Annotated in this window: 15 protein-coding genes and 1 tRNA gene; 14 read left to right on the forward strand and 2 right to left on the reverse strand. The window is 42.8% G+C overall.

What is annotated here, in order from left to right; genetic code table 11:
* Nucleotide 1: 1 nt before the first annotated feature.
* The 10 genes from AC20MK_RS03060 to AC20MK_RS03105 all read left to right on the forward strand — a co-directional run bounded on the left by AC20MK_RS03060 (nt 2) and on the right by AC20MK_RS03105 (nt 10,044).
* Nucleotides 2-2,647 carry a DNA-directed RNA polymerase subunit A' gene (locus tag AC20MK_RS03060; RefSeq protein ID WP_487357047.1) on the forward strand — a complete coding sequence of 882 codons (2,646 nt, stop codon included), beginning with the start codon at nt 2-4 and terminating at the stop codon, nt 2,645-2,647.
* A gap of 29 nt (nt 2,648-2,676) precedes the next feature.
* The gene (gene rpoA2, locus AC20MK_RS03065; RefSeq protein WP_487357048.1) at nt 2,677-3,807 is read left to right on the forward strand and encodes a DNA-directed RNA polymerase subunit A''; all 1,131 of its coding nucleotides are present in this window, start codon (nt 2,677-2,679) and stop codon (nt 3,805-3,807) included.
* An 89-nt stretch (nt 3,808-3,896) separates the two neighbouring features.
* Nucleotides 3,897-4,184, forward strand: coding sequence for a 50S ribosomal protein L30e (locus AC20MK_RS03070; protein ID WP_487356535.1), 288 nt, complete (start codon nt 3,897-3,899; stop codon nt 4,182-4,184).
* Between the two features lie 17 nt (nt 4,185-4,201).
* Nucleotides 4,202-4,627 (forward strand): NusA-like transcription termination signal-binding factor, encoded by a 426-nt coding sequence (locus tag AC20MK_RS03075; RefSeq protein ID WP_487356536.1) that lies wholly within the window; start codon nt 4,202-4,204, stop codon nt 4,625-4,627.
* A gap of 68 nt (nt 4,628-4,695) precedes the next feature.
* Complete coding sequence (locus tag AC20MK_RS03080) at nt 4,696-5,124, forward strand: 30S ribosomal protein S12 (protein WP_011499242.1); 429 nt, start codon at nt 4,696-4,698, stop codon at nt 5,122-5,124.
* 4 nt (nt 5,125-5,128) lie between these two features.
* Entirely contained in the window at nt 5,129-5,689 is a 561-nt protein-coding gene (locus AC20MK_RS03085) for a 30S ribosomal protein S7 (RefSeq protein ID WP_487356537.1), read from the forward strand.
* Nucleotides 5,690-5,736: 47 nt separating this feature from the next.
* Nucleotides 5,737-7,929: an elongation factor EF-2 gene (locus tag AC20MK_RS03090; protein WP_487356538.1), complete on the forward strand. Its 2,193-nt coding sequence runs from the start codon at nt 5,737-5,739 to the stop codon at nt 7,927-7,929.
* Nucleotides 7,930-8,051: 122 nt separating this feature from the next.
* Nucleotides 8,052-9,323: a translation elongation factor EF-1 subunit alpha gene (gene tuf, locus AC20MK_RS03095; RefSeq protein WP_487357049.1), complete on the forward strand. Its 1,272-nt coding sequence runs from the start codon at nt 8,052-8,054 to the stop codon at nt 9,321-9,323.
* A gap of 33 nt (nt 9,324-9,356) precedes the next feature.
* A complete protein-coding gene (gene rpsJ, locus AC20MK_RS03100) occupies nt 9,357-9,668 on the forward strand; it encodes a 30S ribosomal protein S10 (RefSeq protein WP_011499238.1) in 312 nt (103 codons plus the stop codon).
* 181 nt (nt 9,669-9,849) lie between these two features.
* Complete coding sequence (locus AC20MK_RS03105) at nt 9,850-10,044, forward strand: ArsR family transcriptional regulator (protein WP_487356539.1); 195 nt, start codon at nt 9,850-9,852, stop codon at nt 10,042-10,044.
* A gap of 38 nt (nt 10,045-10,082) precedes the next feature.
* Here the strand turns inward: AC20MK_RS03105 and AC20MK_RS03110 are convergent, their stop codons facing one another.
* Nucleotides 10,083-11,666, reverse strand: a complete 1,584-nt coding sequence (locus AC20MK_RS03110) for a sensor histidine kinase (protein WP_487356540.1) — start codon at nt 11,664-11,666, stop codon at nt 10,083-10,085.
* 343 nt (nt 11,667-12,009) lie between these two features.
* Between AC20MK_RS03110 and AC20MK_RS03115 the strand changes: the two genes are divergently transcribed.
* Nucleotides 12,010-12,081: transfer RNA gene (locus AC20MK_RS03115), tRNA-Arg, on the forward strand.
* A gap of 26 nt (nt 12,082-12,107) precedes the next feature.
* Here AC20MK_RS03115 and AC20MK_RS03120 read toward each other — a convergent pair.
* Entirely contained in the window at nt 12,108-12,515 is a 408-nt protein-coding gene (locus AC20MK_RS03120; RefSeq protein ID WP_487356541.1) for a hypothetical protein, read from the reverse strand.
* Between the two features lie 237 nt (nt 12,516-12,752).
* Between AC20MK_RS03120 and AC20MK_RS03125 the strand changes: the two genes are divergently transcribed.
* The 3 genes from AC20MK_RS03125 (at nt 12,753) to AC20MK_RS03135 (ending at nt 15,159) form a co-directional block, all read left to right on the forward strand.
* On the forward strand, nt 12,753-13,226 hold the full coding sequence (locus AC20MK_RS03125) for a tyrosine-type recombinase/integrase (protein WP_487357050.1): 474 nt from the start codon (nt 12,753-12,755) through the stop codon (nt 13,224-13,226).
* A 107-nt stretch (nt 13,227-13,333) separates the two neighbouring features.
* Nucleotides 13,334-14,458, forward strand: coding sequence for a competence protein CoiA family protein (locus AC20MK_RS03130; RefSeq protein WP_487356542.1), 1,125 nt, complete (start codon nt 13,334-13,336; stop codon nt 14,456-14,458).
* A gap of 182 nt (nt 14,459-14,640) precedes the next feature.
* Nucleotides 14,641-15,159: a cytochrome P460 family protein gene (locus AC20MK_RS03135; protein ID WP_487356543.1), complete on the forward strand. Its 519-nt coding sequence runs from the start codon at nt 14,641-14,643 to the stop codon at nt 15,157-15,159.
* The last annotated feature ends 34 nt before the right edge of the window (nt 15,160-15,193 follow it).

The following is a 15,193-nucleotide window of genomic DNA, read 5'->3' on the forward strand; positions in this document are numbered from 1 at the left end:
GATGGACAATATGGTACCTTCAATACCAAAGAGGATCGGTGCGATCAAATTCGGTTTGATCTCTCCGCGCGAAGTACGTAAAATGAGCGTTACATCGATCATAACTGCGGATACCTACGATGATGACGGTTATCCGATAGACATGGGTCTTATGGACCTGCGTCTTGGTGTGATCGACCCTGGACTTAAATGTAAGTCATGTGGAAGCCGTGCTGGTGAATGCCCTGGTCACTTCGGGCATATCGAACTTGTGGCACCTGTTATCCACGTTGGCTTCAATAAGATCCTTCGTAAGATCTTACGTTCGGTATGTTGCAAGTGCAGTTCCCTTCTGCTTGACGAAAGCAAGAAGAGGGACTTCCTTGAACAACTGTCCAAGCAGAAGGATATGGGTCACCTTCCTGATGATGTTATCAATAATGTCTTCAAGGAAGCAAGGAAGTCAAAGACCTGCCCTTACTGTAATGAGGAGCAGCTCGATATAAAGTTCGAGAAGCCAAGTGAGTATATTGAGAATGGTCATAAACTGACCCCTACTGAGATAAGGGACAGGTTCGAGAACATCTCTGATGATGATATTCGTGTAATGGGTATGAATCCTGATACTGCCCGTCCTGAGTGGATGATCCTTACAGTTCTTCCGGTACCTCCGGTCACTGTGAGACCATCCATCACTCTCGAATCCGGTCAGCGCAGTGAGGATGATCTGACCCACAAGCTAGTGGACATCATTCGTATCAACCAGCGTTTCCAGGAGAACAGGGATGCAGGTGCTCCTCAGCTTATTATTGAGGACCTTTGGGAGCTTTTGCAATATCACCTTACAACCTATTTCGATAATGAGGTTTCAGGTGTACCTCCTGCCAGGCACAGGTCCGGAAGGCCGCTGAAGACCTTGACCCAGCGTCTTAAGGGTAAGGAAGGACGTTTCAGGGGAAGTCTGTCAGGTAAGCGTGTGAACTTCTCTGCACGTACTGTGGTATCTCCTGATCCCAACCTTAGTATCAATGAAGTCGGTGTTCCCCTTTCTATTGCACAACATATGACAATTCCTGTAAGGGTAATCTCAAAGAACCTTGATCTTATGCGGGAATATGTTCGCCGTGGACGTGAGATCCATCCGGGTGCGAATTATGTTATCCGTGACGATGGACGTCGTATCAAGGTCACCGATATCAACAAAGACGAACTTCTTGAGAAGCTCGAGCCTGGATGGACCATTGAAAGGCAGATGCAGGATGGGGATATCGTGTTGTTCAACAGGCAGCCTTCACTGCACAAGATGAGTATCATGGCTCATCGCGTAAAGGTACTCCCTAATAAGACCTTCAAGCTCAATCCGGCTGTATGTCCGCCATACAATGCTGATTTTGACGGCGATGAGATGAACATGCACGTTCTTCAGACAGAAGAGTCACGTGCAGAGGCCAGTATCCTTATGCAGGTTCAGGAAAACATCCTTTCCCCGCGTTTCGGTGGTCCTATCATCGGTGGTATCCACGATCACATTTCCGGGCTGTTCCTTTTGACAAGGAATCAAAAGTTCATCAGTAAGAGCGATGCACTGGAGCTTCTCCGTAAGTCTGAATTGCGTGAGCTTCCAGAACCTAGGGGACATCTTGAAGATGGTGAGCCTTACTGGGATGGAAAGCAGATCTTCAGTCAGATCCTCCCTAAGGGACTTTATGTCGAATTCCCTGCGCAGGTATGTTTCAAGTGTGATACCTGTAAGAAATCTGATTGTGAGTACGATGCTTATGTTGTCATCGAAGATGGTGAGCTTGTCAAAGGTACTATCGATGAGCAGGCAATCGGTGCGTTCAAAGGACGTGTTCTTGATAAGGTCGTTAAAGAATTTGGTACCACTGCAGGTGCACAGTTCGTAGATGATTTCACAAGACTTGCTATCAGGGGTGTGATGCACACAGGCCTGAGCTTTGGTATCAGTGATGAGGATATTCCTCTAGATGCCAAGGAAGGCATTGCTATAAGGCTACAGGATGCTGAGAATGAGGTCGCTGAACTTGTTCAGGCGTATGAGGCCAAGGAACTTGAAGCTTTGCCGGGCAGGACCCTTGATGAGACCATTGAAATGAGGATCATGCAAACTCTGGGTAAAGCCAGGGATGATACTGGTGGAATGGCTGATAAGAGTCTTGGTCTTGAGAACTCTGCGGTTATAATGGCAAGGTCTGGTGCTCGTGGTTCTATTTTGAACCTGACCCAGATGGCGGCTTGTGTGGGCCAGCAGGCGGTTCGTGGTGAGCGTATAAGAAGAGGATATGCAGGAAGGACCCTCCCTCATTTCGATAAGGGTGACCTTGGTGCAGATGCTCACGGTTTCGTGAAGGCAAGTTACAAGAGCGGATTGAATCCTACAGAGTATTTCTTCCACGCAATTGGTGGTCGTGAAGGTCTTGTGGATACTGCGGTCCGTACTTCCCAGTCAGGTTACCTTCAGAGGCGTCTTGTGAATGCATTGCAGGACCTTGAGGTCCAGTATGATGGTTCTGTGCGCGAGACGAGAGGTGTCATTGTACAATTCAAGTATGGTGAAGATGGTATCGACTCCACGAAGAGTGATTACAGTAAGCCAGAGGCAATACACCGTGTTGTCAGGTCTGTTACAGGTAAGGAGGTGGCATAATGTCCATCAGTGAAGCTACTATCGATTCTATGATAAGCGGTCTTCCGCTTCCAAAGACGACACTTGCTACGTTAAGAAAGGATGTAGTGGATGTCGGTGTCACGAAAAAAGAAATGGAAGAGATCATCGAACGTGTCATGGCAGACTATGAGTATGCATGTGTTGAGCCCTGTGAAGCGGTTGGTGTGGTCTCTGCACAGTCCATTGGTGAACCGGGTACTCAGATGACCATGCGTACTTTCCACTACGCTGGTGTGGCTGAGATCAACGTTACGTTGGGTTTGCCACGTCTTATCGAGATCGTGGATGCAAGGAAGACTCCAAGTACTCCGATGATGACCGTTGCTCTTTCCAAGGAGTACTCTGCAGACAGGGAATTCGCACGGAAGGTCGCATGGGAGATCGAAGCTACTCATATCGAGCATCTTGCGGACGTTACGACCGATCTTGCTAATATGAACCTTATCCTTGATCTTAATGAGAAGATGCTTTTGCAGAGGGACATTGATGTTGAGACCATTGCTGAAAAGCTTGAAGATGGGCTTGGTGTAAAGGTAAAGATCCCAAGTGAGGTTTCAAATCAGATCATTGTGATCCCAAAGGAGCCTTTATACAGGGATCTGCTCCAGCTTGCCAAGAACATTCATGGTATCACTTTGAAAGGTATTGAGGGTATCAAGAGGGTAGTTATCAGAAAAGATGGTGAAGAATACACTCTTTATACTGAAGGCTCAATGCTCAAGGAAATTCTCGAAGTCGAAGGTATAGACCTTTCAAGGACCTCTACTAACAATATTGGTGAGATCTATGAAGTGTTCGGTATTGAGGCGGCTCGTTTTGCCATCATTAAGGAAGCCAGTGACACTTTGCGTGAGCAGGGTCTTACTGTGGATATCCGCCATCTCATGCTTGTGTCGGACATCATGACCTGTGATGGAGAGGTAAAGCAGATCGGTCGTCACGGTATTTCCGGTGAGAAGGCCAGTGTGTTTGCCCGTGCAGCGTTCGAGGTCACTGTGAACCACTTGCTTGATGCCGGTATGCGCGGTGATATCGATGAACTTAATGGTGTTACTGAGAACATCATTGTCGGTCAGCCGATCAAGCTCGGTACGGGTGATGTTCACCTGGTTGCAAGAAATGCTCTTCAAGACCTTTAAGAGCATTAGGTTGCAACCAGAAAGTAGATATAAGGATTCAGATATTAGAATACAAATCTCAAATTGACAATATAATGGGTTGATGTAAAATGGATATTAATATTGATAAAGCACTTATCAAAGTTATCAGGACAGGTACTGTCATCATGGGTGCGAACCGCACTATTGAAGCAGCAGTTAAAAATGAAGCAAAGATGGTAGTTCTTGCATCCAACTGCCCTGCAAACATAAGAGAGCAGATCGAGGCAACCAGCGTACCTATTTTAAATTATGCTGGAACCGGTGTCGATCTCGGTCCTGCATGTGGTAAGCCATTTACCATTGCTACCATGGCGATCATGGATGCAGGCGAATCCGATATACTTGCAGGGATCTAATTCAGGAGTTGTATTATTTGGGCGAGATCAGACTTTCAACAGAATGTATCAGATACATTGCACTGTTTGAAAGTGTGACTCACGCTTCTATCAAGGATTGCATTGTCGATGACGATAGGATCATCTATGTCGTGAATACTGGTGACATGGGTGCAGCTATTGGTAAATGTGGGGATAATCTCAATCGGGTGAAAAAGTCCGTTGACAAACACATTGAACTCATCGAATATTCGGCCGAACCGGTTACATTTATAAAGAATGCTTTCGGTACTGTGTCTGTTAAGTCCGTCAGGATATCCAGTAAAGGCGATAAGAAAATTGCCTATGTGGATGTGGCAGCAAATGATAAAGGGCTTGCCATAGGACGTAACGGAAGCAATATCGATAAGATAAAAAGGGTGGTAGGTCGCCATCACTATGTCGATGATGTTATCTTGCAGTGAACTTTTGTTCACACAAATGATCAAATTCAACTGATTTATTAACGGAAAAATAATTGGGAGGATAATATATGCCAAATGGAAAGTATGCAGCTCACAGACTTCAGCAGGTTCGCAAAGATGCTAGGTGGAAAGACACCGGCTACAGCAGGCGTACCTTAGGTCTGGATATTAAATCTGATCCTTTAAGTGGTGCGCCACAGGGTCGTGGAATAGTGCTTGAGAAAGTGGGTGTCGAGGCAAAACAGCCTAACTCCGCTATCAGGAAATGTGTTAGGATCCAGTTGATCAAAAACGGTCGTCAGGCAACAGCTTTCTGTCCTGGTGATGGTGCTATCAATTTTATTGATGAGCACGATGAAGTGACCGTAGAAAGAATAGGTGGCCGTATGGGTGGTGCAATGGGTGATATTCCTGGCGTACGCTTCAAGGTCATTGCTGTGAACAATGTATCATTGAGAGAAATGGTCATTGGCAGAAAGGAAAAACCAAGGAGATAATTCCATGTATAAGTTATTCGGAAAGTGGGACCTCACAGAGGTCGAAGTTGCTGACGCTGGTATCAAGAGATATGTCAACCTCGATCCTGTTATCGTGCCACATACATCAGGTAAACACGCAAGGCAGCAGTTCAACAAGTCCGACATTACTATCGTCGAGCGTCTTGTGAACAATGTAATGCGTAATGAACAGAACACCGGTAAGAAGCAGCTCGCTCTTCGTATCGTGGATGAAGCTTTTGATATCGTTAACTCGAAGACAAAGAAGAATCCTGTTCAGGTTCTCGTAGAAGCTATTTCAAATGCAGGTCCAAGGGAAGAAGTTGTCAGACTTAAATACGGTGGTATCTCTGTACCAAAGGCAGTTGACACAGCTCCACAGAGGCGTGTTGACCATGCATTGAGAAATATTTCAATAGGTTCAAATCAGTCAGCTTTCAAATCAAAGCGCTCTGCAGCAGAATGTCTTGCATCCGAGCTCATCGCAGCTTCTAACCGTGATGCAAAGTGCTTCTCCATCAACAGAAAGGATGGAAAGGAAAGAGTCGCAAAGGCAGCACGTTAATCGTGTTGCTTTTTTAATTTTATATAATATTAATTGTAGGTTTTATCATGGGACGAAGGAAGAAAATGGTTGAGCGTGTTACAACGCTGATGAGCAATCCAGTAATGATCAGGAACATCGGTATTGTAGCTCACATCGATCACGGAAAAACAACTCTTTCAGATAACCTCCTCGCAGGCGCTGGAATGATCTCCAAGGAGCTCGCAGGTCGCCAGTTGTTCATGGATTCTGACGCAGAGGAACAGGAAAGAGGTATCACGATCGACTCCGCTAACGTGTCAATGGTGCACGAATACGAGGACAAGGAATATCTTATCAATCTTATTGATACACCAGGTCACGTTGACTTTGGTGGCGATGTTACCCGTGCAATGCGTGCAGTAGATGGCGCTGTAGTTGTCATCGATGCTGTTGAAGGTACAATGCCTCAGACAGAGACCGTTCTGAGACAGGCACTGAAAGAGCACGTAAAGCCGGTACTTTTCATTAACAAGGTAGACCGTCTTATCAACGAGTTGCAGGTCGATGATCAGGAGATGCAGATCAGGCTCGGAAAGCTCATCGATCACGTAAACAAGCTTATCAAAGGTATGAACGAAGAGCGCTACAACGCAGGCTGGAAGGTAAATGCAGCTGAGGGTACTGTAGCATTCGGTTCTGCTCTTTACAACTGGGCTATCAGTGTCCCTATGATGAAGAAGACCGGTGTAAGCTTTAGTGACGTTTTCAATTACTGCCGTGAAGAAGACATGAAGACACTTGCAGATAAATGTCCACTCCACGAAGCAGTTAACGATATGGTTATCAGATTCCTTCCAAGTCCTATCGATGCACAGAAGGGCAGGGTCGGAGCTATCTGGCATGGTGACCGTGAGTCCGGTATCGGTAAGCAGATGTCTGTTGCAGATGCCAAGGGAGACGTTGCTTTCATGGTAACTGATATTACCATGGACCCACACGCAGGAGAAGTTTCAACAGGTAGACTTTTCAGTGGTTCCCTTTCCCGTGGTATGGAAGTTTATGTTTCAGGCGCATCAAAGACGAACAGAATCCAGCAGGTCGGTGTTTTCATGGGCCCTGAGAGACTTGAAGTGGATGCTATCCCTGCAGGTAACATTGCAGCGGTAACAGGTCTCAGGGATGCATTTGTAGGTGCCACAGTGACCACACTTGAAGGCATGGAGCCTTTCGAGAGCATCAAGCACGCAAGTGAACCTGTAGTTACTGTTGCAGTCGAAGCAAAGCACATGAAGGACCTTCCAAAGCTCGTTGAAGTTCTTCGCCAGGTCGCTAAGGAAGACCCAACACTCAAGATCACTCTTGATGAAGAGACCGGTGAGCACTTGATGGCTGGTATGGGCGAACTTCACCTTGAGGTCATTGCTCACAGGATCGAGCGTGACAAGGGTGTAGAGATCACAACAACACCTCCAATTGTCGTATATCGTGAGACTATCGTAGGTACTGCAGGTCCTGTAGAAGGTAAATCCCCTAACAGGCACAACAGATTCTATGTTATCGTCGAGCCACTTGAGCCAGAAGTCCGTGAGCTTATACGCAATGGCGAGATATCCATGAGGATGCCTGAGGTCGAGAGAAGGGAGAAGCTCATTGCAGCAGGTATGGATAAGGATGAAGCAAAGAGGATCGCAAGTATCTTCGAGAGCAATGCTTACTTCGATATGACAAAGGGTATTCAGTACCTGAACGAAACAATGGAGCTTATCCTTGAGGGATTTGTCGAGGTCATGAAGGCTGGACCACTTTCCAAGGAACCATGCATGGGTGTCAAAGTAAAGCTCATGGATGCAAAACTCCACGAGGATGCTGTCCACAGAGGCCCTGCACAGGTAATTCCTGCATCAAGACAGGCAATCCAGGCTGCAATGCTTATGGCTGATGATACGCTCTTTGAACCATACCAGAAGGTATTCATCCAGGTCCCACAGGAGCAGATGGGTGGAGCAACCAAGGAGATCCAGGGTCGTCGCGGTATCATCATAGACATGACTTCCGAAGGTGACACAACCATCATCGAGTCCAAAGCACCAGTTTCAGAGTTGTTCGGATTCGCCGGTGATATCAGATCCGCAACAGAAGGTCGCGCAATGTGGAGTACAGAGTTCGCAGGTTTCGAACCACTCCCAATGAGCCTCATGGCCGAAGTTGTTACAGGTATCCGCAAGCGAAAAGGACTCAAGGCAGCTTTGCCACAGGCAGAAGACTTTATGAGCATGTAAGGTGGATATTAATCCATCTTTTTTCTGCCTTAGACAATTCGTTGGAAAGGTTTAAGAGTAGAAACAACCATTATGCTCAAAATTACAGATTATACCAATATTAAAAAGTAAAGGAGAATATTATCATGGCTGAGAAACCACACATGAATTTAGCAGTTATTGGTCACGTTGACCACGGCAAGTCAACATTTGTCGGAAGATTGATGTTCGAGACAGGCGCAGTACCTGCACACCTTATCGAGAAATACAAGGCAGAAGCAAAAGAGAAGGGTAAGGAATCCTTCGCATTTGCATGGGTTATGGACACACTCAAGGAAGAGCGTGAGAGAGGAGTTACCATCGATATCTCACACAAGAGATTCGATACCGACAAGTACTACTTTACAGTAGTGGACTGTCCAGGTCACCGTGACTTCGTCAAGAACATGATCACCGGTGCTTCCCAGGCAGATGCAGCAGTTCTTGTAGTTGCAGCACCTGATGGAGTAATGGCCCAGACAAGAGAGCACGTGTTCCTTTCCAGGACCCTTGGTATCAACCAGCTCATCGTCGCTGTGAACAAGATGGACGCAGCCGAATACAGCGAGGACAGATACAACGAGGTCAAGAAAGAAGTATCACAGCTTCTCGGTATGGTAGGATTCAAGGCAGACGATGTTCCATTCATTCCAACCTCCGCATTCGAAGGCGACAACATAACAAAATCAAGCCCGAACACTCCATGGTACACTGGTCCAGCATTGCTTCAGTGCCTTAATGAGCTTAAGTTGCCAGATAAGCCAGACACACTTCCACTTCGTATCCCAGTACAGGATGCATACACCATTTCCGGTATCGGTACCGTTCCAGTAGGTAGGGTAGAGACCGGTATCATGAAGAAGGGCCAGAAGGTCACCTTCATGCCAAGCGGCGCAACTGGTGAGGTCAAGTCAATTGAGATGCACCACGAAGAAGCTGATCAGGCTGTACCTGGTGACAACATCGGTTGGAACGTAAGAGGTATTGGAAAGAACGACGTCAGGAGAGGTGACGTATGTGGTCCTGCAGAGAAGCCACCAACAGTAGCTGATGAGTTCACAGGACAGATCGTTGTTCTTCAGCACCCATCCGCTATCACAGTCGGTTACACTCCTGTATTCCACTGCCACACAACCCAGACTGCATGTACTCTCATGTCCCTCGACAAGAAGTTGGATCCAAAGACCGGTCAGGTCAAGGAAGAGAATCCAACCTACATCAAGGCTGGAGATGCAGCTATCATTACGATCAAGCCAACAAGGCCAATGTGCATTGAGCCTGTAAAAGAGATTCCACAGCTCGGCAGATTCGCTATCCGTGATATGGGTATGACGATCGCTGCGGGTATGTGCATGAGTGTTTCAGAGAAGAAGTAACACTCTTTCTCTTTTTTTTTATAGGAGAAAAACATGGCACAGAAAGCAAGAATACGATTATCAGGCACAAGTCCTGTAAACCTTGATGGTGTTTGCGACCAGGTGAAAGCCATTGCAAACCGCACTGGAGTAAGCATATCCGGTCCAGTTCCACTTCCAACAAAGAAGTTGGTAGTTCCTGTAAGGAAGAGCCCAAGTGGCGACGGTACAGCAACATGGGACCACTGGGAAATGCGTGTCCACAAAAGACTTATTGACATTGCAGCTGATGAGCGTGCGCTTAGACAGCTCATGAGGATTCAGGTTCCTAAAGATATCAGTATTGAGATCGTACTTCAGAATTGAGTACGATCGAAAAACGGCTTGGATTAGTTACAGATATATATCTGTAACATTTCTCCTCCCACTTACTTACTTTCTTTTTTCTTACTTATTTGAGCTATATTTTTATAGTAATAACTATAAAACTACATTTGGAATTTGTTATTCTATATTCAAATGTTGTAGCATTTGAGAGGTAATTATCATGACCAACGCTTTAGATACAAATGAAGAAATGATCTTGAAAGTTCTGGAAGATTCCGATGAGCCATTAAGACCTGGCGATGTTGCAGAAGTCACTGGCATCGATAATAAGGTGGTCAGTAAATCACTCGCCAGTCTGAAGAAAAAAGGTCTTGTTTGTTCTCCAAAAAGATGCTATTATGATATTACAAATTAAAAAATATTAATGTTACACGATATTTTGTGTAACATTTTTTAATTTTCTTCCTTCCTCATTTTTGCTGGTTTTCTTGGAATTGCAAAAGTGAATGTACTGCCTTTCTCTAGCTCACTCTTTATCCCAAGGCAACCGCCGTGTAATTCTGCAAACTTCTTAATAAGATATAGTCCCACTCCCAACCCACTGTAAATGCGTGTGGATGAAGGGTCCAGTTGACTGAATGGCTCGAATAATCTATCTATGTCCTCTTCTGAAATTCCAATTCCTCTATCTGTGACCTTGAATGCTACCATCTCATCGACAGACTCTATACGTACTTTTACCGGAGTTGTTTTGTCTGAGAATTTAACAGCATTCTCTATCAGATGAAAAACTGACTTTTCGACCTTTCTCATATCTGCTATAATATGGCTTATGTCCGTTAGTATTTCAAAAGATACCATTTCAGCCTGATCAGGCAGGTATTCTTCAATATCCTCTTTGATTTCCTCTATCAGGTCTTCAATATCGATGGTCTTATAGTCCATCTCAAGACTTCCTGATTCTATCTTCGATATCTCGAGTATTGAATTGATGATTTCCAGAAGTTTCTTTCCACTTGTGGAGATATTTCTCAGATACTGATCCTGTCTCTCATTCACATCCCCGAACTTTCTTTCAATAAGGACCTCTGAAAAACCTATGACTGCGTTAAGGGGGGTCCTAAGTTCATGGCTCATATTTGCAATGAACTCGCTCTTTGTCCGACTTGCCTCCTCCGCCATATGCTTAGCTTTTAAAAGAGCCTCTTCCGCTTCTTTGCGCTCTGTGATGTCCTCTCCGGCCAGTATGCAACCTGCATTGTGTCCGTTCTCATCCTTCAATTGTGTACATTTCCAGGAACATAATCGGATCTGATCTTCTTTTGTATTTATGGGGCACTCGAATGGAGTTGATACAGCATCTCCGTAACAGGAAAGCATAAATGATTGAGTGACAGATTCACGTATCATTTCTGGAATGATCATCTCGAACCAGTTCGTATTGAACAACTCATGCTCCTTATATCCCAGAAGATCGCAGGCTTTCTTGTTCACCAGTGATATCCTGAAATCATTTTTAATGACGATTATCGCAACTCCGGCCACATCCAGATAATGCTGAGCTTTTTCCTTCTCCTTCATGAGCTCGAACTCTACCCTCTTAAGTTGGGCAATATTGACCATTATGCCATTGATACCAACTACCTTTCCATCCTTTACAATACCCTTTGATGAGGTGTGAACATACGTTATACTGCCTGTTTTCGACACTATCCTGAACATATATGGCTTGTGTTCGCCCTCAAGCGTGAGGTCAATATCCTGGAGCAGACCTGGAAGGTCCTCTGGGTGGATATACTGCATAAAAGAGGTGCCCATTACTTCTTCTGGGCTATATCCGGTAAATTTTTCAATAGCAGGGCTGATGTATGTGAAATTACCTTGCTCATTGATGCTGAATATAACATCATTGAGATTTTCAATATGTAGTTTACAGAACTCTTCTATCTCTTCTATCTTTTTGTTAGCAAGCTGGAGCTTTGTCCTGAGGTCTTCATCTTCATTCTCAAGTTCTGTTACCTTCTCTGAGATATCCATATCATTTACCGTGATTATTATTCTAACCTATTATCGTTCCTTCATTGATACTAATAAATAGATCTCTTAAACTGATAATAATGCATCATATTCAATTAATACAATTGTATATTAATATGTTTTTTATTATACTATTATATCAATGAACTAATATTGTTTTAGTAAGCTATTCCTTGATCGGACTTAAATCCTTATGAGCCTACTGTTTTCATCTTTATAAATGTGCTGTTATAAAAAAAACCACAGTTTCAATAAAAAATTGATACATTTTCGTTCAGATCATGCTTCATCTAAACCCATTACTTAATATAGCTAATTTCACATAATCTAAATTCATTCAAATGGGCCCGTAGTGTAGTGGATATCACTTTAGCCTCCGGAGCTTAGAACCCGGGTTCGATTCCCGGCGGGCCCGCTATACACTCCTTTTTCTTCCGGAATTTATAATTTATAAAGTTTCTCAAGATAACTTTTGATCCTGCAATAGATGAAGTTCCTGTATCCTGCACTATCAGGGATATCGAAGGTAACTATTCCTTCCACATTCCAGAATACATTTTTGACTATCTTCCTCTCTTCCATATCATCCACGAAGAACCGGACCTTGCTAAAATCATCCACTGCCTGTCTCCAGTCCCCTGCTCTCATTTTAGACGGGTCTTTACTGCAAAGCACTTCAAATTGCTGTAATCCGAACGCATAGGTCTCGAACCATTGCCTGTCTTCCTTTGTAAATGCAATGATCCCCTGCTTTGCATCATCTGCCATCTGTTTTACAAGTAGGCCTATATCCTGACTTGTAAACTCATTCCTGTCAAATTTCTCAAAGAACACATCTAATTTTTCCACAAATTTTCCCCCTATAGTAAATAATTATGTTCTCTATGAGTAGATAAACATTACCTTTATTTTTCCACAGATTTATTGGTATCACATATTCTCAAGTTGGCGGTATTATCCAGGTAGACGGCAAAACTGGAATGAGAAGGATACGTATTATCTCTAGTTGTCCTTAGGTTGCCGCCTGGCTGGACGTACATCCACACAGGGGCGATTCAGATGGTTATTTGTGGATAAACCAAGGCGATAAAAAAAGGGCAACACATGCAATATATGGGCTGTCTTATGGTCCTTATAAGATTGGCTAAAAGTGCAGGTACAAATAAAAGAATTCATCCACATCTTTTCAGGCATTCAAGAGCTACTGAATTAGCAAACCATTTAACCCAAGTTCAAATGGAATCTCATTTAGGATGGATACAAGGTTCGATGATGCCAGCGACCTATATTCATTTATCCGGGGTGCAGGTTGATGATGCCCTTTTAAAAATGCATGGATTGAAACAAGATGGTCCAATTCCTATATTGTCCTATCAGGTATGTACAAGATGTAAACATAAGAATGGTGCAACCTCCAATCTCTGTGCTCAATGTGGTGTAGCCCTCCGAGTAGAAACTGCTATTTCCATGGATGGTAATCGAGAGGAACTTATGCTTAAGTTGATGGGACTTGTGGAGAATGATCCAAATATTGCTAAAATTTTGAATGGAATTGAGTAATTCTTGATAACATTAAATGTTTTGTTATAATTGAATTTACTGGAAAAATAGTAAATATAATTAGTAGTGTTGTTTTTGTGTTCAATGAATCTGAATTATGAGGAACTATGGTAGAATACGAATTTGCTTATAGGGACGGAAAAATAGTTTCGGCAAAAGATGCAGAGAAAGGGATTGATCATCGGTGTCCTGTGTGTGATGCTAATTTAAGAGCTCGTTCAACTGAAAATGTAATAGCTCATTTTTATCATTATAAAAAAGAGAAATGTACTGCTAGTAAAGAATCTATTTTGCATAGCAATAGTAAATTTTTATTATATTCTCGACTTAATGAATATTTATCTAATGGGAAAGATTTGAAGTGCTTTCTAAAATGTGTCAGTGATGGGATTGAATACAATACTATTAAATATGGAATCGATTCCAGCAATGGCAAATATATATTGAATACAATTATTCCTAAGAATTTTAAAAACGAAATTTTTCTTTTAGATAATGTAGATTCACTTGGATTAGAAACAAAAAAAGGTAATTTAGTCCCTGATATTTCTTTAATGAAAAACAATAATCTTGTAAAATCAATAGAAATTATACATACTCATGATGACAATGAATTGAAAAAAGAAACATATCGTAAAATGGGGATTGATGTATTATATGTGTATATAAAAACTGATTCTGATTATGATATTTTAAAAAAATGTGTTGAATCGATGGATGAATCGATATCTCAATACATTTTAAATAATGGGATTGGGTGTGGGTATGCAATTATTACTACTAAAGATATGCTAATTTTTAATTGCAATCAGAGAAAATCTCAAGACGAGTATTGGAGGCATGAAAAGCCTGGACGTAAAGAATTTGTTGAGTGGCAAAGGCAAAGAAGGCAAGTGCAAGAACAGAATCAAAACAATAAAATTGAACAAACTTTGTACTTTGAAAAAGCTAATAATCGCAATTATTTTTCAACAACTGCATTCAAGAATCGCTATATTGGTTTAAATTTAGCTGATGATACAAGAAAATACAAGTATTTGTTAGATGAAATTGAAAATAATACTTATGACCATTTTTGTACAATAGCTGGAATAGCAAGACAATGTAACATTGGTATATTTGATGAAAATGTTGCGATTTTGGAGCACTTCGTTGAAAATGGAATAATAGCTATAATAAATCAAAAGTACGAGATTCATAAAAACTTCATTCTTAATATTGAAAATTCATAACCCTGATAAATCCTTAAGTGATTGTCTGAGCGCCGCTAAAGCGCCCGAAAAGACAAATTATGTTAAAGAGTCAATTTCTTCGGTAATGTCATAGAAGTCCAGGATCTTGATCCATCTGACGGAAAAAACTTATTAGGTAATCCTTTCATAAATATCTATATCTATTATATGGGGGACAAATAATGAGAAAAGAACTTACGATCTTATTGATACTGATAAGTGTATTTACGGTCATAGGGTGCACAGGTTATGATTCTGGAGATCAGGAACCAGTGCCTGAAAATGGTGGAGAAGCTCAACCCAATGCGGCTGATCTCTATGAGCAGATAACTCAAGAGGACAATTACAAAGAATGGGATCTCTGGCCTGGACTTGGCGAACTTAGTGAAAGCGAAGGAGTACACGGTGAGCTGATAACCATCTATGTATCAGATAATGCTTTCACCGCCATCGAGGATGAAGAAGATGTAATGCCCGATGGTAGCATTATCGTAAAAGAAGGCTACGATCTGGATGAGGAACTTACAAGGGTCCTTGTGATGTACAAAGTAGACGGTTATGATCCCGAGAATAACGACTGGTTCTGGGCAGTTTATTCACCGCAAGGTGAGGTGACTGTTGAGGGTAAGGTCGCAGGTTGCATCGATTGCCATTCAGCAAAGGCAGATAATGATTATCTTTTTACAGGCGATCTAAGCTGAGTCCGTTCTACGGACTCTTTACACTTTTCTTATC

This window comes from Methanococcoides sp. DA23, assembly GCF_057593895.1.

Bases quoted from the DNA above. Each gene is read 5' to 3' on its own strand.
- AC20MK_RS03060 (WP_487357047.1), top strand. From the start codon at position 2: ATGGACAATATGGTACCTTCAATACCAAAGAGGATCGGTGCGATCAAA.
- AC20MK_RS03085 (WP_487356537.1), top strand. From the start codon at position 5,129: ATGTATAAGTTATTCGGAAAGTGGGACCTCACAGAGGTCGAAGTTGCT.
- AC20MK_RS03070 (WP_487356535.1), top strand. From the start codon at position 3,897: ATGGATATTAATATTGATAAAGCACTTATCAAAGTTATCAGGACAGGT.
- AC20MK_RS03090 (WP_487356538.1), top strand. From the start codon at position 5,737: ATGGGACGAAGGAAGAAAATGGTTGAGCGTGTTACAACGCTGATGAGC.
- AC20MK_RS03080 (WP_011499242.1), top strand. From the start codon at position 4,696: ATGCCAAATGGAAAGTATGCAGCTCACAGACTTCAGCAGGTTCGCAAA.
- rpoA2 (WP_487357048.1), top strand. From the start codon at position 2,677: ATGATAAGCGGTCTTCCGCTTCCAAAGACGACACTTGCTACGTTAAGA.
- AC20MK_RS03105 (WP_487356539.1), top strand. From the start codon at position 9,850: ATGACCAACGCTTTAGATACAAATGAAGAAATGATCTTGAAAGTTCTG.
- rpsJ (WP_011499238.1), top strand. From the start codon at position 9,357: ATGGCACAGAAAGCAAGAATACGATTATCAGGCACAAGTCCTGTAAAC.
- AC20MK_RS03110 (WP_487356540.1), bottom strand. From the start codon at position 11,666: ATGGATATCTCAGAGAAGGTAACAGAACTTGAGAATGAAGATGAAGAC.
- AC20MK_RS03130 (WP_487356542.1), top strand. From the start codon at position 13,334: ATGGTAGAATACGAATTTGCTTATAGGGACGGAAAAATAGTTTCGGCA.
- AC20MK_RS03135 (WP_487356543.1), top strand. From the start codon at position 14,641: ATGAGAAAAGAACTTACGATCTTATTGATACTGATAAGTGTATTTACG.